At 42.4% G+C, this 18,763-nt stretch carries 17 protein-coding genes and 1 pseudogene; 6 read left to right on the forward strand and 12 right to left on the reverse strand.

Translation table 11 applies throughout. From position 1 onward, the window contains the following. Position 1: 1 nt before the first annotated feature. On the forward strand, positions 2–208 hold the full coding sequence (locus NLP_RS25580; protein WP_273768708.1) for a Txe/YoeB family addiction module toxin: 207 nt from the start codon (positions 2–4) through the stop codon (positions 206–208). Between the two features lie 323 nt (positions 209–531). Here NLP_RS25580 and NLP_RS35205 read toward each other — a convergent pair. The 9 genes and pseudogenes from NLP_RS35205 to NLP_RS25625 all read right to left on the reverse strand — a co-directional run bounded on the left by NLP_RS35205 (position 532) and on the right by NLP_RS25625 (position 9,688). Further along, positions 532–975, reverse strand: a pseudogene (locus tag NLP_RS35205) (LabA-like NYN domain-containing protein). Positions 976–1,096: 121 nt separating this feature from the next. After that, positions 1,097–1,387: a cell division topological specificity factor MinE gene (gene minE / locus NLP_RS25590; RefSeq protein WP_104908780.1), complete on the reverse strand. Its 291-nt coding sequence runs from the start codon at positions 1,385–1,387 to the stop codon at positions 1,097–1,099. Positions 1,388–1,423: 36 nt separating this feature from the next. Continuing rightward, on the reverse strand, positions 1,424–2,230 hold the full coding sequence (gene minD, locus NLP_RS25595) for a septum site-determining protein MinD (protein WP_104908781.1): 807 nt from the start codon (positions 2,228–2,230) through the stop codon (positions 1,424–1,426). Between the two features lie 172 nt (positions 2,231–2,402). Beyond that, entirely contained in the window at positions 2,403–3,443 is a 1,041-nt protein-coding gene (gene minC, locus NLP_RS25600) for a septum site-determining protein MinC (RefSeq protein WP_104908782.1), read from the reverse strand. Positions 3,444–3,655: 212 nt separating this feature from the next. Then, on the reverse strand, positions 3,656–4,978 hold the full coding sequence (locus NLP_RS25605; RefSeq protein WP_104908783.1) for a four-carbon acid sugar kinase family protein: 1,323 nt from the start codon (positions 4,976–4,978) through the stop codon (positions 3,656–3,658). Positions 4,979–5,034: 56 nt separating this feature from the next. Then, complete coding sequence (locus NLP_RS25610) at positions 5,035–5,697, reverse strand: hypothetical protein (RefSeq protein ID WP_104908784.1); 663 nt, start codon at positions 5,695–5,697, stop codon at positions 5,035–5,037. Positions 5,698–5,737: 40 nt separating this feature from the next. Next, entirely contained in the window at positions 5,738–6,235 is a 498-nt protein-coding gene (locus tag NLP_RS25615; protein ID WP_104908785.1) for a DUF29 domain-containing protein, read from the reverse strand. Between the two features lie 126 nt (positions 6,236–6,361). Next, complete coding sequence (locus NLP_RS25620) at positions 6,362–7,582, reverse strand: DNA-processing protein DprA (RefSeq protein ID WP_104908786.1); 1,221 nt, start codon at positions 7,580–7,582, stop codon at positions 6,362–6,364. 6 nt (positions 7,583–7,588) lie between these two features. Next, positions 7,589–9,688: a RecQ family ATP-dependent DNA helicase gene (locus tag NLP_RS25625; protein ID WP_104908787.1), complete on the reverse strand. Its 2,100-nt coding sequence runs from the start codon at positions 9,686–9,688 to the stop codon at positions 7,589–7,591. Between the two features lie 416 nt (positions 9,689–10,104). Between NLP_RS25625 and NLP_RS25630 the strand changes: the two genes are divergently transcribed. Further along, entirely contained in the window at positions 10,105–10,581 is a 477-nt protein-coding gene (locus NLP_RS25630; protein ID WP_104908788.1) for a hemerythrin domain-containing protein, read from the forward strand. Positions 10,582–10,682: 101 nt separating this feature from the next. After that, a complete protein-coding gene (locus NLP_RS25635; protein WP_104908789.1) occupies positions 10,683–11,822 on the forward strand; it encodes a Gfo/Idh/MocA family protein in 1,140 nt (379 codons plus the stop codon). Positions 11,823–12,294: 472 nt separating this feature from the next. Here the strand turns inward: NLP_RS25635 and NLP_RS25640 are convergent, their stop codons facing one another. The 3 genes from NLP_RS25640 to NLP_RS25650 all read right to left on the reverse strand — a co-directional run bounded on the left by NLP_RS25640 (position 12,295) and on the right by NLP_RS25650 (position 15,072). Further along, positions 12,295–13,461, reverse strand: coding sequence for a beta-ketoacyl-ACP synthase (locus tag NLP_RS25640; protein ID WP_104910037.1), 1,167 nt, complete (start codon positions 13,459–13,461; stop codon positions 12,295–12,297). Positions 13,462–13,515: 54 nt separating this feature from the next. Further along, on the reverse strand, positions 13,516–14,352 hold the full coding sequence (locus NLP_RS25645) for a peptidylprolyl isomerase (RefSeq protein ID WP_104908790.1): 837 nt from the start codon (positions 14,350–14,352) through the stop codon (positions 13,516–13,518). Positions 14,353–14,502: 150 nt separating this feature from the next. Then, positions 14,503–15,072 (reverse strand): photosystem I assembly protein Ycf4, encoded by a 570-nt coding sequence (locus tag NLP_RS25650; protein ID WP_104908791.1) that lies wholly within the window; start codon positions 15,070–15,072, stop codon positions 14,503–14,505. Between the two features lie 925 nt (positions 15,073–15,997). Here NLP_RS25650 and psbD point away from each other — a divergent pair. The 3 genes from psbD (at position 15,998) to NLP_RS25665 (ending at position 18,743) form a co-directional block, all read left to right on the forward strand. Beyond that, on the forward strand, positions 15,998–17,053 hold the full coding sequence (gene psbD, locus NLP_RS25655) for a photosystem II D2 protein (photosystem q(a) protein) (protein ID WP_012409998.1): 1,056 nt from the start codon (positions 15,998–16,000) through the stop codon (positions 17,051–17,053). Further along, positions 17,037–18,428, forward strand: a complete 1,392-nt coding sequence (gene psbC, locus NLP_RS25660) for a photosystem II reaction center protein CP43 (RefSeq protein WP_104908792.1) — start codon at positions 17,037–17,039, stop codon at positions 18,426–18,428. Before psbD ends, psbC begins: the two co-directional genes overlap by 17 nt. A gap of 129 nt (positions 18,429–18,557) precedes the next feature. After that, positions 18,558–18,743 (forward strand): PCP reductase family protein, encoded by a 186-nt coding sequence (locus NLP_RS25665; RefSeq protein ID WP_104908793.1) that lies wholly within the window; start codon positions 18,558–18,560, stop codon positions 18,741–18,743. The last annotated feature ends 20 nt before the right edge of the window (positions 18,744–18,763 follow it).

Here is an 18,763-nt window from a genome sequence, read left to right on the forward strand (position 1 = left end):
GGTGGAAAATGATCAACGAGTTACCCTTAAAGTTTTGGATCTTGTCAAAGAGACTTGCCAAGATCCTTTTAAGGGGAAAGGTAAGCCGGAACCTTTAAAATATTTAGATCCTAATACTTGGTCTCGCCGTTTAACACAAGAACATAGAATTGTATATCTTGTAAAAGATGATGAAATAAATTTTTTACAAGCTCGTTATCATTATTAACTATTAATTATCCCAAAATATAAGTAGCATTATTTAGTCTTGCGTAGCTTGCCGCCGTAGGGCCCAACAGTTCCAACACTCCAAAAATATTTACTTGGTGACAGGTCGTCCTCAATATCATAGCTGCTGAGTTATAAGTGGGTATGGAAAAATATTTATGTTATTGCAAAGGAAACGAAGCAATGCCAAACCCTTGTGATTGCTTAGTTTCGCTACACTCAGAATGTATATTTAATTTTCCATAAATACTTAGCTAATTAGAAGAGTGATAAGGAAATCAGTTTGCTTATTGCTTCTCAACCAGAGTGCGTATATCCCAAAAGTCAATATAGTGAGTTCCTTGCTAATACACCATTTGTTGACATAACAAAAAAGCGTTTGCCTCTTGCCCTTAGAAGCTGAAGGGGGCGTTCAAAATCACCATCACCACTGATTAAAACAGCCATATCATAATGATCAATAGTGTTAAACATATCTAGCACTATTTCGACATCTAAGTTTGCTTTTTATTTTGTAGTCCCATCAGAAAGCAGGATATTCTTTAAAGTTTTTGTGACCAACGTATAGCCCATAGTTGGCAATGCTTTTAAGTAAGCTTCCTGTCTAGCTTCTGGAGGAGCATCTACACCCATATAATAAAACGCATCAACCAATTCGCCTTTTGTTCTTACAAAATCTAAAATTTTCTTTGGGTCTGTCCACCACCTCAAACAATCTCTCTGTATATAGAAGAAGTTTGCACTATCTAAGAAAAGGGATACTCGCATTTATTTACCTAGCTTGTTGGACAAGACTAATGTTCCCTTACTTGATTATTTTCTAACACTTAACTCAAAAGCGTTCGCTTGTTGTCCTATTCCTATCCTCTAAGATTAAAACTATAAAGACTTATTTATCACCTCTTTCCCACTCAGGTATGGCTCCTTTGACTCGGCGGATGGGCAAGTTGGCGATTAAAGCTGTGGTTCGTTGGTTGCTTTCTAAAGAGAACTCTAAGCCCTCTGTCTCAACTTCAACATAGCGACAGACTACATCTAGGATTTCTTTGCGCATTTTTTCCAACGTTTGAGGGTCTATATCAGCGCGATCGTGAGCAATCACTAATTGCAGGCGACGTTTAACTTGAGTTCGACTGCTATCAGGGCCGCGAAAAAAAAGTTTTTCTAGAAGTTCAATCATTACGAATAGGTCTGGGGCGGAGACTGGAAAGGTAAGTTAAACAATCTTTGTCCTGAACAACCTTCGTATACGAGCGAAGATGCTGTCTTGGGACGAGTCGATCTCCAGAAATTCGACACTTTCCCCTTCTAGTCTACGAGCAATGTTCTCAAAGGCTGTAGCAGCTAAAGAGGGATTTTCTGCTAACACTAAGGGTTCGCCGCGATTGGTAGATACAATAACACGCTCGTCGTCAGGGATTACCCCGATGAGGGGAATGGCGAGAAGTTCCTGAACATCTTGCACTGACATCATATCATTTGCCTGCACCATTGAGGGTCTGATGCGGTTAATTATTAAATGAACACGCTTGATACCTTGTGCTTCAAGTAACCCCACTACCCGATCGGCATCGCGAACTGAGGAAATTTCTGGTGTGCTAACAACTAGCGCTTCTTTGGCCGGGCCGATCGCATTTTTAAAACCATTTTCAATCCCGGCGGGGCTATCAATAATCACGTACTGATATTTTTGCGCTAGTGCATTCACCAATAACTTCATCTGTTCGGGTGTGACTGCATCTTTGGAGCGATTTTGGGCTGCCGGCAAGAGTACGAGATTGGGTTGGCGCTTATCTTTCACCAAGGCTTGTTCTAAACGGCACTCTCTGGCTAAGACTTCTACCGCAGTATAAACGATGCGGTTTTCCAGCCCTAAGAGCAAATCCAAATTTCTCAGACCAAAATCCGCATCAACCAAAGCAACTTGACGCCCCATTTTGGCTAAAGCCATACCCAAATTTGCTGAAACTGTGGTTTTACCCACTCCTCCTTTACCGGAGGTAATCACAATAATGCGAGTCATGATAGAAATGCGGTCAATGAGGGTTCAGGAAATATAAAACAGTAAATTGCAGTATAAAGTATGAAGTATCGTATCAAGTATGAAGAAATATCTGTTCTCCCTGATCAGGGTGAGGCATGAATATTTGTTTTATTTAATCTTTACTTCTATACTTCATTCTTTAAGTGAATATTTATGGTTCTTGATTGCTCTTGGTGAATTGGTTTCTGGAAAAATCAGTCGCCCTAGCGATACGAATTCCTTGGGGCGTAATATGTGCCACCTCTGGAGAAAACTGGATTGGCGGTTTTTCTGGTGCTCTAGCTACAGCATCTGCGATCCGCAGTTGGGTTGGCTCCATTTGTAAGGCCATAATCAGACACTCACTATTGCCTCCAGCCCCAGCATGAGCAATTCCACGCAGACGACCCCAGATAATAATATCTCCATCTGCAATTACAATACCACCTGGATTTAAATCTCCCAAGAGAATTACTGTCCCAGGATGACGAATTTCTACTCCAGAGCGGACTGTCATTTCTAAATAGAGGGCATCTTCTTGGGGGATCGCTGTAGCTGTTGGTTCTGAATTCAGGGAAGTTACGGGCTGCAATTGTTCTACAGAATACCCCGAAGTTACAGCAGCGATCGCAGTTTGCCGACGACTGGTCGAGACAGATATCAGCTGGAGTTGGACTTCACTCAAAGCCTCAACGAGTTCTTGGAGTTGTCTGGCATCTATTAAACGGTCTTGTGCCATTAAATGCACAGGTGTGTTAGATACACGGAAGCGATCGCCTGCACTCAGACGTTGCCTGATTTGTTGCCAAATATTAGACCAAGTGAGTTCTGAGGCAGATACTTGAGATTCCGAGGGCAAAATTAATAAAATTCGTCCCTCCTTACTTTTTAACTGGACTTGACTATTATCATTTACACGATGCCCTGGTAATGCTAACTCATCGGGATTTAAGTCAGTCAGGATAAAATCCGATCCGGCATCAGTATTTGACTCTACATCTCGATCAGCAGGATTTGACTCTACATCCTCAAGAACAGTATTTGATTTTAAATAAAGGAGGACAGATTTTAATTCAGCATCTGGGAGGATAGAATCTGACTCAACATCAGAAACAGTAGAATTTACCTCTACCTCAGAAAGGATAGAGTTTGATTCTGCATTAGGAAGTGCAGAATTTGACTTTAGATTGGGAATCGCAGAATCAGAAGTCATGCAGTACTAGCCAAAAGACAACAGATTTTAAATTTTAGGTCGCATCTTTGGTGCGCTGACAGCGCAACTTGGATTTTGGATTTGTGTCACTCACACAACGACCGGCTCAGTGACCACAAGGGGTGTTGGCGTAGCGGCATATTAGTCCGACATAAACCAAAAGACTCTTTAATCTAAAATCGTTCGACTGAGCGTAGCCAAAGTCTCAAATCTCAAATTGGCACGGTCAACCTCTGATAAACTGTCACCAAGGCATCAGCATCGCCGACATTACCTGGAAACAGCACCACAGGCAAATCAGGAAACTGGGGATGATCGGATGACGTTAACACCATTGAACAACCAGCTAAAATTTGACCGAGTAAACGGGCTGAAGTTAAAGCTAGTCCAGTACTCAAGACATCGTTTGAAGTAATGCCACCCTTGCTGATTAAGAATCCGATATCAGATGGTAAACCGCGCACAATATCCATCAATAAACTTGAAACTTTTGCCCCAAACTCCAATCGGGTGTTGACATCTTTAAAATTCAGTTCCTGACGGCTAGTATAAACCACTGGTGTTTTGCCATCCTTGTGTGCCGCCCATGTACTTTCTTGGATTTCAGTTAGCAATGCCGCAGATTGATTTGCATCATCAAGTAATCGCGCTACATTCACTTCGATTCCTACAGTTCCCTCTACTTGCAACAGCGCCTCTAATTGCTGGGTAGTCTTTTTCACATGGGAACCAACAATCACCGCACCTGGTTTGCCTTGGCGCACGTACTGCGCCATCTTTTCGGCAGCAATGGGTTGGGGTGGTAAAGCGGCTAAAGCAGTTAAAATACTTGCTGCACTGCGAAACAGAAAGCGTTTCCCTTGACTGGCTGCTGCTAATATATCTACTGCAAAGCGGTTGAGATCGGCTTGAGTTTCACCATCGACGACAGCGCACTGATTACCATGAAGTTGTAACAATCGTTCCAAACTACCAGCGCGAATATCGGCTAGGAGAAACCTTTCTACAGCTTCAGCACTAATTCGTCCTTGAGTCTTTTCATCAACATACTTGGGTAAATAACTGTGATGGTAGCTGAAGACTGAATCACGGGCAAATTCGGTTTCATGGACTGGGGTAGGTACACCGCCAATAATCAAGTAATGCACGCTGTCGCGGGTGATGCGTCCGCCGTCAAAAAATGCTGGTACCAGAAAATGAGCATCAAAGGGGCCGAGTTCTTGGGCGATCGCATCTGTTTCAATGGGATAATGTCCCCGCAAAGTAGAATCAGAACGGCTGACAATCAGAAAATCGTCAATTCCTTCAGCATTCAAAGCGATTTTCAGGTTGTGGCAAACTTCTTTGGTGACAGATGCAGCTGACTCTGGCGTTAGCGATCTAGTATTAGTCAGCACAAAGAAAATCGGCGAATCATCCTGCAACCCGCTGCGTAAAGTCTCCACATCCCAGTGCATTAGCAGCAAGCAGCTGTGGACTGTTTGAGAACCTGTAGGGTCATCATCCAGGACAATTATTTTGGGTTTGTTGCTCATTTAAGTCAACGGGGCGATTGTTTTCTGGGAAATTTATCAACAGAGGTAATCTCTACTCAGCCTTTCTGCAATTTTCTGATTTCTGCTTGCACATCGATCGCAATTTGCAATGATTGATTTAGCAGTTGAGCATATTCGCCTGCTTGACTACTAACTTGTAAAGCTTGCAGACTGGCTAAATTATTCACAAATAACTCTTGGTTACTAGTAAGCAATTTTTTATTATCTCGCAAAATTCGTTCCGTTTTCAGAGCGCGGACTAAATCTTCTCTAATTAGTTGCAGGGCGGCGGTTACTTTATCTCGGTCATGGATACTGCTTTCTATGTTTCCTGATGCTGCCAATTGGTCATTGATATCGATGGCAGCAACCAGGTCATGATATTTATCAACTTCATCTAAAAGTATTGTCAGTCCTTCGGGACAGGTTAATTGTCGCCACAGCCATCGCCCCACTAATATCGGCATTGGCACTAAAATTAGTAAAAGAATTCCTAATCGAACTGAAGAACCAATTGTTGGCAGAATAATAAACGCATAAACAAAGCCCACAATTATTGGCGTTAGCGCCAGCGTCACCAGCAGTTCATTGATAAAAAACCCTAATCGCTTCTTGCCATCTCGCAAAACAGAGGGGCGAAAAACGTCTTCTGGATCGAACCCAGTCAAACGTCTCAGTTCCCCCTTACTAATTTCCAAGCCTATTAAGTCCGGCTGCACGTCTGCATACTCCTATGGAAACCCAAGTTGCGTATTCATTTTAATCGGGTTTACCGTGATGATTGTGGTTATATTCAGGAAACCAGTTTTCATCTAAGATTTGCTCTAAAGAACCAATGGGTATAGAGGGGAATATGTCAATGGGAAGTTGAGAGCGATCGCTTGCTTCTGTCCTTGCATCTTGATAACATTCATCAAATATTTCTAAAATATAAGGTTTTAAGCTAAGACTATCTATCAGAGCTTTTTTAATCTCTCTACGAAAAGTCCTAATTTCTCCTTTCCAATGTCCTTGATTACGTTCTCGTTCATTATCCCAACACTTAAGTTTTAGTAGATGTTCAAGAAGCTTAATTAAGAAACTTTCAATTGTTCGCTTCTCCCTTCTACCCATAGTTTCTAATTCTTCTAACAAATTATCTAAATCAACAGCAGACAACTGTCCAGCACGAAGTTGATTGATAGTTGTCCTCAGCCACAGGTAATAGTCTTGGTTGTATAAGATTTGAGTTGCTGATTGGATTATTGGTTTGACCATACACTAGCTGCATTCCTAGTATTTTTTCATTTAGCTCTATTGAGCTTCTATCCATAATTGCCTGTAATCTCTGACTCTAGCTCAATAGTTTTACCTTTACAAAAATAAAACTATCCTCCTGTTACATCATAATAAAGAGAGTTGAGTTGTTGGTTGATTGACTACATAAGTGACTGGTCTATTAATTTTTATCACCCTACCTTCATTCACAGCCTTATTTAACCAATCCTGTATTTGAGATAGTCTAACATTCAAACATTCCGCCAAAGATTTTGCATCTTTTGGTTGCTGTAAATGATTCAGAATGATAGGTAAAACAGCTTGATAAATATTTTGTGGGTAAATATCCAAAACAGTCTCTTGAGGTATTTTTTCTACAGTTTGTACTGGTTCAACCCAAGAAGCCACTTTTACTAAAAGTTCCCTCAACGAATCATTCCAAGGTTCAGCCGGAAAAGGTTTTGCACCCTGATTGTGTAATTGCTGATTACCTTCTGATACAGCCCCATCCAATCGGACAAAAACTGGGATATCTTGGAGTCGGGAAAGCGCTTCCACTGCACCCGCCCAAGTACCACCTTTGCCAAAAGATGAACTGACTACCAAAGCATAATCTGCTAAAGCATAAATATATTTGTTTCGCCCCATCGCATTACCAGTATTGAAACCAGCTTCGGGGTCATAACTAGAAACCAAGGTAAGTCTACCCTCTTTAATACTAGAGCGATACTTGCTGTTCACTGCTGCCTTAGTCAAACTATCCGCCAGTACACCGACAGATGTACCTCCTGCATCCAACACAGCCAGCATTGCAGCTTGGTCTACGCCTCGCGCCCCACCAGAAATTACCTGCATTCTTTGTACAGCAATATTTTGTGCAACTCTTCGTGTGTAGCCAAATATCTCGTCATCAACATCACGAGAACCAATAATTGCTAGTCCTCCCATAGATAGCAATTCTATATTGCCAATCCCATAAAGAATTGCTGGTGCTGAATGTCTCAGTCTTTGCTTAAGACGTTTAGGATAGTTTGTATCACTTCGTCCCAGCACCCACAATCCCTGATTAGTCCACTTCTCAACCGCTAGACTCAGCATCATACCCCGTTCTAGTAAAGCTGAAAGCCTTTCAGGGCTAAGTTTATTTACAGTAATTTTTTGTAACTGTTCTTTGGCTGTAGATTCTAGTAAATCTGCTGGTCGCATCTGATTTTCCCGCAACCAGTCTGTTAAAGAATTATATTCACTCAGAGTTAAGGGTTGTGGTTCAATTTGCCGATTTTGACCAAAGCTGGCACACAACAGCAAAATTGCTTGAGTATCTGGTTGCAGGATATGAGTTAACATGATTTTCTAATCCCCTTGACCTAATAAATTGAGTGCCAATGCTACAGGAAAAACCACTCCACTGTTAGCACGTCGCAAAAGTGCTGCAATTACAGTAAAAGTCCAACGGGAATTAACTATATCATCAACCAAGAAAACAGAACCACTCATTCCTTTCCAGGACTCAACAGCAAAAGCACCATCCAAATTATGAGCTTGTTGGTAACTGTTGCTCATCTTTTTTTGTAACTCAGTTTGCTGAACTTTCTGCACAATTGGCATGAAGGGTAAGCCTAATTTTTGTGCTAGTCGTTGAGCAAAATTTGGTACAAGTTCTGGACGATTCAGTGAGGGTACACAAGTTACCCAAGTCGGAAAGAGTTGTGGTTGCCAATGTTGAATCATCTCAAAAGCACCCTGCACCAGTGCATCTTCAAAATGATTATCTTGATATTTACCCTGCTTGACTAATTCTCCCCAACCTGCATCACTCCATAGAGATAATGCCCTTCCCACTTCTGCTTGTAAATTATTTTTAATATTTCCTGAAAAGCGATAATTGACTAATGCTGCTGATGGCCATTTTTTGCGTGGTTCAATGATTTGTTTACTGCGACGCAAAAATTGAATTGCTTTATTTACAAGTTCAATTGAGCAAGTTTCTATTAATAATGGTCTATTCAAACACACAGCACATTTACCGCAAGATTTTGGATCTGGATCATCTAATTCTGTCGCCAAAAAAGTCATTAAGCATTGCTTAGTTTGCATATATTCCAACATTCGATCTTGCTCTTGGCGACGAATTTGGGTGATTTTGTCAATTTTTGCAGTATCAGTTTGATAATAAACTGGGGTCAAATACCATTTTGAATCTTGCTTAGTTATAGGTGCAGGCAATTCCATTGATAGCAGTTTTAAAACTTTCTCAATTTGTCCTCGTGAAAGATTGAGATGCTGCTCTAATTGGGTAACAGAAAAACCGTCTACAGCTTCGTTAAGTACATTTAAAATCTTTTGTGTATGCACCTCTGGAGGAAAGGCTGTATTGATAAAGTAGTTAGTTATATCATTATCTTCATCACCGCTCAGAAGAATTCCATAAGCTTTTTCTACTGCTCTACCTGCTCGTCCTACTTGCTGATAATAGTGGACAACCGAGCCAGGACGCTGGTAATGAATTACAAAGCCTAAATCTGGTTTGTCAAAACCCATTCCTAATGCTGTAGTTGCTACTAATGCTTTAATTTCATTATTCAAAAGCTCATCTTCTAGTACTACACGAATTTCACTGTCTAAATCACTATGATATGCTTTAGCATTAATACCTTGAGTTTTTAACCAATTGGCAACTCGTTCAGCATCTCTAACAGTTAATGTATAAATAATGCCACTTCCAGGTAAGCCAGGAATCTGTTGAGCTAACCATGCCATTCGTGCTGCTGGACTAGGGATAGAAATATTTTGCAGATGCAAACTTTCTCTGGTTAAATTTCCTCTGGAAACACGCAGATTTGAACCCAATTGAGCAATAATATCATTGACAACTCGATTGTTGGCTGTAGCAGTTGTTGCTAATACTGGGATATTTTGCGGCAATGCTTGTAAAATTCTGACAATCCGGCGATAATCAGGGCGAAAATCATGTCCCCAATCAGAGATACAGTGGGCTTCATCAACAACAAATAAACCTATACGTTGAGATACTGGCAAAAGAATTTTTTCCCGAAAATCTTCATTACCTAGTCTTTCTGGAGAAATAAGCAGAATGTCTATTTCTCCTGCTAGCAACTGTTTTTCTATTAGTCGCCATTTATCTGGATTGCTGGAGTTAATTGTTTCGGCTTTTATACCAATGCGTTGGGCTGCTGCAATTTGGTTTCGCATCAAAGCTAGTAATGGCGAAATCAAAACAGTAAAACCAGCACCTTGATCTCGTAGTAAACGAGTTGCTAAAAAATAAACTAGACTTTTTCCCCAACCAGTGCGTTGGACAACGAGTAACTGCGATCGCACTTTGAGTAACTCTTCAATAGCTTCCCACTGTCCAGGGCGAAAATCGGCTGTGGAGTTATCAAGCGCTTGACGCAGAAGCAATAATCCCTGTTTCTGAAGGTTAGTTGTCATAGATACTAAGTAACTAATGATGATTTCTGTTGTAACATCAAATACAAGCAGAACGGAGTTGTGTTCAAGACTTATACCACTAAAGGTTTCAGCGTCAGCTTTGGTGTTTCAACAAAAATAGATAAAGTCTAGCTAGGGTGCAAGAGCAATTTAGTAGTTTACTGTGTGGGAATCTTTAGCCGATGTTCCAGGTTTGGGTTATAGCCTTGGGCTACTAATGGTACATACTCGGCATCCATCATGCTGAGGTTATGAATTTCAGTCAAGGTGCAATACCGAAAATATTCCTTAAGTCTAAATTAAAGCGTACTCAAAGAATGAGGTTTTCATTTCCCAAATCATTGAGAATATACGAGTTCCCATTCATTAACCTCCAAATTATCAGCCTGATAAATCGATTATCACTGAGGGTAAAAATGGCTAAAACTAAAACTAAATCAATAGATATTCTTTCATTAATTGAAGCAGAGTATCGCCAAGTTGAGAAAATTTTTGCAGAAGTAGAAAAACCTAAGGGCGCAAAGTTGGTTGAGCAATTCAATCAAATCTATATAGCATTGCTATTACATGCAAGAACTGAAGAATTAGTCTTCTATCCAGCTTTGCGAGAGTACGAAGAAACTGAACAATATGTTGAAGAAGCTGAAGAAGAACATGAAGAAATTTCAGTTATCTTAGAAGAAATTAAGGCGCTTAAGCCTACTCAACCTGAGTTTCAAAAAAAAATCAGCGAATTGAAGGAAACACTTGAGCATCATGTAGAAGAAGAAAAGGGAATTTTTAATGCTGTGCGGGAATGTATGAGCGATCAAGAGCTATCTGAATTGGGACAGGATTTTCAAGAAACGAAAGCTAAGTTGGTGTCAAATGTAGAAGCTGCATTAGCAATGTAGTAATGCACTTTTTTCTAAATGTTTGCATAAATAGTTAGCCATGTTTTACACGTAATTAGGGCATTAAAATTACCAAAATATTCCTTCATCAAAGAGAAAAAATGACTACTACAAATGGTAAAAACAAGATTCGTTACGCCGTTGTTGGTTTAGGTTGGTTTGCCCAACAAGCCGCCTTACCTTCCTTTGTCCACAGTGAAAACTCGGAATTAGTCGCACTGGTTTCAGATGACCCCACAAAAAGTGAAGAACTGAGCAAAAAATACGGTATTAATCATACTTACTCATACAAGGAGTATGAGGACTGTCTGGCAAGCGGCGAGGTTGATGCAGTTTATATTGCGCTGCCCAATCACTTGCATTGCGACTACACTGTGCGGGCTGCTAATCAGGCAATTCATGTGTTGTGTGAAAAGCCAATGGCAGTAACAGAAGAAGAGTGTGAGACAATGATTAAAGCTGCCAATGACAATAATGTGAAGCTGATGATTGCCTACCGCTTACATTTAGAAGAAGCCAATTTACAAGCAGTAGAAATTGTCCGTTCAAAGCAAGTTGGTGAACCACGAATTTTCAACTCGGTTTTTACTCAGCAAGTAGAAGAAGGCAATATTCGTTTACGAGATGCCACAGGTGGTGGCACGCTCTATGATATTGGCATCTACTGCATTAATGCTGCACGTTATCTATTGCAAGATGAACCAATTGAAGTATTTGCTGTAGCTGCCAATAACGGAGAAGAACGCTTCAGCGAAGTAGAAGAAATGACTAGCGTCATCTTGCGTTTTCCCAACGAGCGATTGGCAACATTTACTTGTAGCTTTGGAGGGGCAAGTGTTTCGAGCTATCAGGTTATAGGTACTCAAGGCGATTTGCGAGTAGAACCTGCCTATGCTTGGCAGGGAGAACTGAAGCACTACCTGACAATTAATGGTGAAACCCAAGAGCGTACCTTTGAGGATCGCGATCAACTAGCAGCTGAATTTACCTACTTCTCTGATTGTATTCTCGAAGATAAAGACCCAGAGCCATCTGGAACGGAAGGGTTGATTGATGTTTCTATCATTCAAGCGCTTTACCAGTCAATTGAGACGGGTAAACCTGTGCAGATACAAACTCCCGATGCCTGCGGCGGTAAACTACGCCATCAACGTCCCACATTGGCTCAAACTATTGAGCGTCCTCCTATTGAGGAGACACCAGACTTGATTCATGCTGCTGCACCTTCTAGCGAGTCATAAGGTAGCTTTAAAATATCCTTGACCAAATAATATCAGCTTGGTGAGACAAGTTACTCTGAGTAACTGGTTAAAGGTGGGGAAACTTCCGCCATCGTGTACTACTCATGTTATAGCGATCGCTCAATAAAAAAGGCAGATAAATCAATGGCGGTTCAAGTAAAATTACTGTCGACAACGATTTATTCTGCCTCATGAATTAACTAAAACAAACTTGGGCATATATGCGCTGGAGAAGCAGGTTCTGACAGCAACAAGGATTTTGAAATCATAAAATTTTCTCATAATCACGGTATCTTTACGAACCGGATATCATCTGTACTTAAGCTTATCCTTTTTTTTTGAGTAAATAAAAATTTTGTAGTTTTTGTTACAGTTTTATATGTTATATTCTGATAAGTAAAAATCACTGTTGCTAGGGGCGCACTGCTGTGTGCCCCTTAATAAAAATTTATATATTAAAACCTAAAAATTTTTACCTTGCTAACGCGATCGCAGTATTCTGTCCCCCAAAGCCAAAACTAAAACATAATACCTGTCGAATTTTACTTAGACGTGCTGCTGTCACGATATCTAAATCAAACTCTGGCTGCTGCAATCCTAAACAAGGTGGTAATATTTGATGCTTTAGCGCCATGAGAGAAAAAGCTACACCTAAAGCTCCAGATGCCCCTAGTGTATGACCTGTGCTTCCTTTGGTGGAACTAACTGCCACCCCTTCAGGAAACAAACGCTGAATTACCATACTTTCCATCTGGTCATTTAGTTGGGTAGCTGTGCCATGAGCATGAATGTAATCGATATCGCCTGGTAATAGACAACTACGTTCTAGACATTGTTTGATAGCAGCGATCGCACTTTTACCTTCAGGTTCTGGTGAATTACTATGATATGCGTCGTTAGTTAAGCCGAAACCGAGAATTTCACCATACACTTTTGCTTGACGCTGCTTTGCAAACTCTGCTGATTCTAAGACAAACACAGCTGCGCCTTCACCCAACACTAAGCCTTCCCGATGTAAATCAAAGGGATAAGCTCCAGTTTTCGCCAAAGCACCCATCTGCTGAAATCCAGCTAAAGTTAGGGGTGTAATCGGTGCTTCCACTGCACCTGCTATCGCTTGTTGACATTGCCCAGTTTGTATAAGTAAAGCTGCTTGGGCAATAGACCAAATTCCAGTAGCACAAGCTGCCATTGGTGCCAAAACCATCCCCGATGCACCAATTTGCCTGGCAGCTGCGATCGCATTCATCTGAGGTAATCTATCTAGCCAATTTCCAAAAGAGGACAGAGGCACACGGGGAGACGTGGAAATTTGCCGCATCTTTGCATCTCCATACATTTGCCTTGCCAGCATTTCCCAAGACGCTTGATAAGAACGACTCGATCCAATGACTACAGCACAATCAGCTAAAGGTGGAACTAAGCCAGCATCTTGCAAAGCAGAAGCAACAACCATCTGAGTTAACATTGTCAACTCAGATGGTTGTTGATTAATCAAACCTAGAGGAAGTGGTGTAAGTTCTGGAAATGGTTGATGTAAGCGAATTCCAGATTTACCTGCCAGCAAATTTTGCCAACTATCCTCTAAGCTTCCACCTAAGGCGGAAATTAAACCAATACCTGTGACTACAACCTTCAGCAATTTAGGAGTTAAAAATTAGGAGTTAAAAGTTAGGAGTTAGGAGTTCTTTTATTACTTCCCCTGCTCCTCTTCTCCCCCTGCTCCTCCTACTTTCCGGGTGTTTTCAGATTTTCTAGCACCTTGGGTGACTTTAGCGGAGTCAATGCGATCGCCTTGCTGAATTTTGTTTACTACATCAAAGCCTTGAGTGACATTGCCAAACACGGCGTAGTTACCATCCAAAAATGCTAGATCAGCTAAAGCAAAGTAAAACTGGGCAGAAGCAGAGTCTGGTGGTTGCGATCGCGCCATTGCGACTGCACCCTGTTTATGAGGCAATATGACGGGTTGAGCAGTAGCATCAAATGGTTTATTGTAAATCGGAGTATCCGAACCTTTTGGCTTAACTTCTAAAGGTATATAGCGAGCATTTCCCGTTTTTGGATCAATATAGCTACCAGTTCCCAGTTGATCTGCTGGAACTTTTGGGTCTTTGCTTTTGGGATCGCCCCCTTGAACTACAAACGGTTGAGGTTCGCGTACAACTCGATGGAAAGCTAAACCATCGTAAACACCCTTTTGCACTAAATCTACGAAGTTGCCAGCTGTAATGGGGGCATCAGTGCCGTCTACTTCGATAGTAATCGGCGAACCTTTAACCGTGATTACCACAGTAGCCTTGCCTTCGAGGCGCGGTAAATCTGCCAGTCCAGGAACACTCTCACTACTAGTTTGAGATACAGAAGTTGCCTCAGTAGTTGTCTTGGTGCTTGCCTCGCTTGTGGTCGAGGCAGCTGTCGAATTTGGAGAAGAGCTATTAGAAGCGACTTGCTGTGTTGAACATCCTCCCAACATTAAGGCACTGATAATCACAAGAGAAAGTAAAAATTGTGAAATTTTTAACCGCATTGCCTGTTACCGATTTAACCAGAGTATCTTATCGTTTTGAGGGCCATTGGGCATAAGAGGCAGAGGGGCAGGGAGCTGAGGGGAAAGAGGTAATTTTTATTCTCCCCCTTGCCCCTTGCCCCCTGCTCCCCCTCTTCTTCCCTCACTCCCTTACAATCCTTCTAACGATACTCCCAAAAAGCGGGCTAACTTTGCGCCTTCTGTTTCCAACTCTGTTAAAGATAAGGGTTGTCCAACCCGTGTTAAGGGTATATCTCGCCGTCCCTTAATGCGTAGATAGAGGGCGCGACGGGGATTAAGACCTTCTTTTACGTCTATTAGTACAGATTGCACATTTTCTATGCGGCTATCAATCTGAATTCGGCGGTTTTTGCCAGGAAACCCCCAGCGGAAGATTTTGATTGTACCAGTTTCACGATCGAATTCGTTGTAACCGCCTCCAACATCCAATAAAATCACTAGCCACAGGTATGTGGCTAATAACAAGCCAGCAGTACCATATAACCCCATCACCAATCCTTGGGGGACGAATACCAGTTTAGTGGGATCGGAAACTATGAGTAAATTAACTTTTAAATAACTGGATATTCCAGCCAATAAAAAGCCGCTTGCTCCCAAGGTAACGATAGTTGCCCACCAGTAGTTACTGAACCGACGAGAACCGAGAACATTTTGGTGCAGGAGGCGATCGCCTTTGTTAATCGTTGTTGATGTCGTCATTGAACTACCATTGCCCGTGAGATACTCGCTGTGACATACTCGCACACTGAATGCTTTTGCTGCATAGAGTAGTGGCTCTTTGTGCCAATCCGGCTATTGCTTAGGAGGCACTGAAGCTCTGTTTTAATAAGTTTACGGGAACCCTACCGCAGACTATAAATTTTTTCCTTTGTATCCGACAAATTTTACTGTCCCGGATGATGCTGGCTTACTTGAAACTACGGAACAAACCACTTAGGCTATTTGTATTAGTCAAGATGTGCCAACTTCCTTTTTCCTTATCTAACGTTTCACATAGGTTTTCTAGAGGTGTATCAACGACAGTGGCGGCGAAGTGACCATCCACATTTTACCAAACATCGTTGACAAAAACTCAACTGCGCCCTTCCATGTTTCTGCTACGGATATAATTTTTTAGGGAATGTTGTACTATTTTTTCACTCAATGGCTGATAAAAATTCTTTCTCCTTGCCCTTCTACCCCCCCTTATTCCCTGCTACCCTTTCCCTGTCTCTTTTTGACCTCTTGAAATGAGTTACCTACTTACGTCTATCTGCATTAAATTTTTTCAGATTTCTGAGAAAAGTTGTGTCAAATTGTAAAAATTCTGATATTCATATTATTTATAAGGTTCGTGTTTCATAGCTCATTTGCTTTTGCGTATCAGGCGAAAACCCTGACTAATGTGATAAGTTAAGAATCATTAAGTTACCACAAGCTAGATTACTAGCCGATGGTACGTATGATGTCATAACCCTGAGAAATAATGACTTAACTAGTCAGCAAGCTCTCAGAATCTCAGTTGGTTAAAAGCAGTTGAGATTGTCAAAAAAAACGTTAATTCCTCACGGCAGTCGGTTACACTGGCTCTCCGTACTGTCTTAGAAACGTTGCAATTTTAGTAAAAAAAGAGGATTTTGCTCTAATGACCATCGCAGTTGGACGCGCGCCCAGTAGAGGGTGGTTTGACGTTCTAGACGACTGGCTCAAGCGCGATCGCTTCGTATTCGTAGGTTGGTCAGGGATACTACTATTCCCCTGCGCTTTCCTAGCACTAGGCGGTTGGCTGACGGGCACCACCTTCGTCACCTCTTGGTACACCCACGGATTAGCCTCCTCCTACCTAGAAGGTGCTAACTTCCTGACAGTGGCAGTATCCACCCCCGCCGACAGCATGGGACACTCCCTATTGCTGTTGTGGGGGCCAGAAGCTCAAGGCGACCTCACCCGTTGGTTCCAATTGGGAGGCTTGTGGCCATTCGTGGCGTTACATGGAGCCTTCGGTTTGATTGGCTTCATGTTGCGGCAATTTGAAATTGCCCGTTTAGTAGGGATACGTCCTTACAATGCTCTCGCCTTCTCAGCTCCGATTGCAGTATTCGTCAGCGTATTCCTGATGTACCCCTTGGGACAATCTAGCTGGTTCTTTGCACCCAGCTTTGGCGTCGCGGCAATTTTCCGATTCCTACTATTCCTGCAAGGGTTCCACAACTGGACACTCAACCCCTTCCACATGATGGGTGTTGCTGGAGTATTGGGTGGTGCTTTATTGTGTGCCATTCACGGAGCCACAGTAGAAAACACCTTGTTTGAAGATGGTGATGGTGCTAACACCTTCCGCGCCTTCAATCCTACCCAGTCGGAAGAAACCTACTCAATGGTGACGGCAAACCGTTTCTGGTCACAGATTTTCGGGATTGCTTTCTCTAACAAGCGCTGGTTGCACTTCTTTATGTTGTTCGTGCCAGTCACAGGCTTGTGGATGAGTGCCGTTGGCATTGTCGGTTTAGCACTCAACCTGCGGGCTTATGATTTCGTCTCCCAAGAATTACGGGCGGCGGAAGACCCTGAGTTTGAAACCTTCTATACCAAAAATATTTTGCTGAACGAGGGTATCCGCGCTTGGATGGCTCCTCAAGATCAACCCCACGAACAATTTGTATTCCCTGAGGAGGTATTACCACGTGGTAACGCTCTCTAATAGACCAAATATCTTAGGCGGCGCTGGGCGCGACCAAGAATCTACTGGATTTGCTTGGTGGTCTGGTAACGCACGTTTAATCAACCTATCTGGTAAACTGCTGGGCGCTCACGTTGCCCACGCTGGTTTGATTGTATTCTGGGCTGGAGCGATGACTTTGTTTGAAGTCGCTCACTTCATTCCTGAAAAGCCCATGTATGAGCAGGGCTTGATCCTGTTACCTCACCTTGCCGCTCAGGGTTGGGGTGTTGGTGCTGGTGGTGAAGTCATCGATACTTTCCCCTACTTTGTTGTCGGTGTACTCCACCTAATTTCCTCAGCCGTCCTTGGCTTTGGCGGTATCTATCATGCCGTTCGCGGCCCAGAAACCTTAGAAGAATACTCTTCTTTCTTTGGTTACGACTGGAAAGACAAGAACAAGATGACCAACATTATCGGGTTCCATCTGATTATTTTGGGATTCGGTGCATTGCTGTTGGTAGCAAAGGCAATGTTCTTTGGTGGGTTGTATGACACCTGGGCACCAGGCGGTGGTGATGTTCGGATTATTACCAATCCGACATTGAACCCAGCAGTTATCTTCGGTTATGTAATCAAGTCTCCCTTTGGTGGCGAAGGCTGGATTGTCAGCGTTGATAACTTAGAAGATGTGGTCGGTGGTCACATCTGGATTGCCTTTATCTGTATTGCTGGTGGTATTTTCCACATTCTTACCAAGCCTTTTGCTTGGTCGCGTCGTGCATCCATCTGGTCAGGTGAAGCTTATCTCTCCTACAGCTTGGGCGCTCTTTCGCTGATGGGCTTCATTGCCTCAATCTTTGTTTGGTTTAACAACACCGTTTACCCCAGCGAATTCTTCGGCCCTACTGGCCCAGAAGCTTCTCAAGCTCAGGCTTTGACCTTCTTGATTCGTGACCAACGCTTGGGTGCTAACGTTGGTTCTGCGCAAGGACCTACAGGTCTAGGTAAATATCTGATGCGCTCTCCAACTGGTGAAATCATCTTCGGTGGTGAAACCATGCGCTTCTGGGATTTCCGCGGTCCTTGGTTGGAGCCTCTACGTGGCCCCAATGGTCTTGACTTGGAAAAAATCAAGAATGATATTCAGCCTTGGCAAGCTCGTCGCGCTGCTGAATACATGACACACGCTCCTCTGGGTTCTTTGAACTCCGTGGGTGGTGTGGCTACCGAAATTAACTCTTTCAACTACGTATCTCCTCGCGCTTGGTTGTCGACTTCTCACTTCGTACTAGGATTCTTCTTCCTAGTTGGTCACTTGTGGCACGCTGGTCGCGCACGGGCTGCTGCTGGTGGTTTTGAGAAAGGAATTAACCGTGATACTGAGCCAGTGATGTTCATGGACGACCTTGACTAGGTTGTAAAGTTTATTTCATCACTGACAACTAAATAATTTAGAGGCTCTTGCATAAAAGCAAGGGCTTTTTTTATAGGAAAATTAGTAATCTATTGATTAAAGTGAGCGACTTGCCAAGGTAACTAATCTATGAACGATTCCAATTTTATTGATGCTTTGCGATGGACATCTGAAGCTAAGGAAAAGTTACAAAATATTCCCTTTTTTGTCCGCTCTCAAGCTCAAGCCAGAATTGAACAGCTGGCTCGTGAAGCAGGCCAAGATGTTGTGACTGGTGATTTGGTAGAACAGGCTAGGCTTGAGTTTGGACAATAAATCAGGAATAAAAATACAGA

Source organism: Nostoc sp. 'Lobaria pulmonaria (5183) cyanobiont', from assembly GCF_002949795.1.
Taxonomy (GTDB): Bacteria; Cyanobacteriota; Cyanobacteriia; order Cyanobacteriales; family Nostocaceae; genus Nostoc.

Excerpts from the sequence above, each read along its gene's own strand:
- NLP_RS25630 (WP_104908788.1), top strand. The coding sequence starts at position 10,105 with ATGGCTAAAACTAAAACTAAATCAATAGATATTCTTTCATTAATTGAA.
- NLP_RS25615 (WP_104908785.1), bottom strand. The coding sequence starts at position 6,235 with ATGGTCAAACCAATAATCCAATCAGCAACTCAAATCTTATACAACCAA.
- NLP_RS25665 (WP_104908793.1), top strand. The coding sequence starts at position 18,558 with ATGAACGATTCCAATTTTATTGATGCTTTGCGATGGACATCTGAAGCT.
- NLP_RS25635 (WP_104908789.1), top strand. The coding sequence starts at position 10,683 with ATGACTACTACAAATGGTAAAAACAAGATTCGTTACGCCGTTGTTGGT.
- minE (WP_104908780.1), bottom strand. The coding sequence starts at position 1,387 with ATGATTGAACTTCTAGAAAAACTTTTTTTTCGCGGCCCTGATAGCAGT.
- psbD (WP_012409998.1), top strand. The coding sequence starts at position 15,998 with ATGACCATCGCAGTTGGACGCGCGCCCAGTAGAGGGTGGTTTGACGTT.
- NLP_RS25650 (WP_104908791.1), bottom strand. The coding sequence starts at position 15,072 with ATGACGACATCAACAACGATTAACAAAGGCGATCGCCTCCTGCACCAA.
- NLP_RS25605 (WP_104908783.1), bottom strand. The coding sequence starts at position 4,978 with ATGAGCAACAAACCCAAAATAATTGTCCTGGATGATGACCCTACAGGT.
- NLP_RS25645 (WP_104908790.1), bottom strand. The coding sequence starts at position 14,352 with ATGCGGTTAAAAATTTCACAATTTTTACTTTCTCTTGTGATTATCAGT.
- minC (WP_104908782.1), bottom strand. The coding sequence starts at position 3,443 with ATGACTTCTGATTCTGCGATTCCCAATCTAAAGTCAAATTCTGCACTT.
- NLP_RS25625 (WP_104908787.1), bottom strand. The coding sequence starts at position 9,688 with ATGACAACTAACCTTCAGAAACAGGGATTATTGCTTCTGCGTCAAGCG.
- NLP_RS25620 (WP_104908786.1), bottom strand. The coding sequence starts at position 7,582 with ATGTTAACTCATATCCTGCAACCAGATACTCAAGCAATTTTGCTGTTG.
- minD (WP_104908781.1), bottom strand. The coding sequence starts at position 2,230 with ATGACTCGCATTATTGTGATTACCTCCGGTAAAGGAGGAGTGGGTAAA.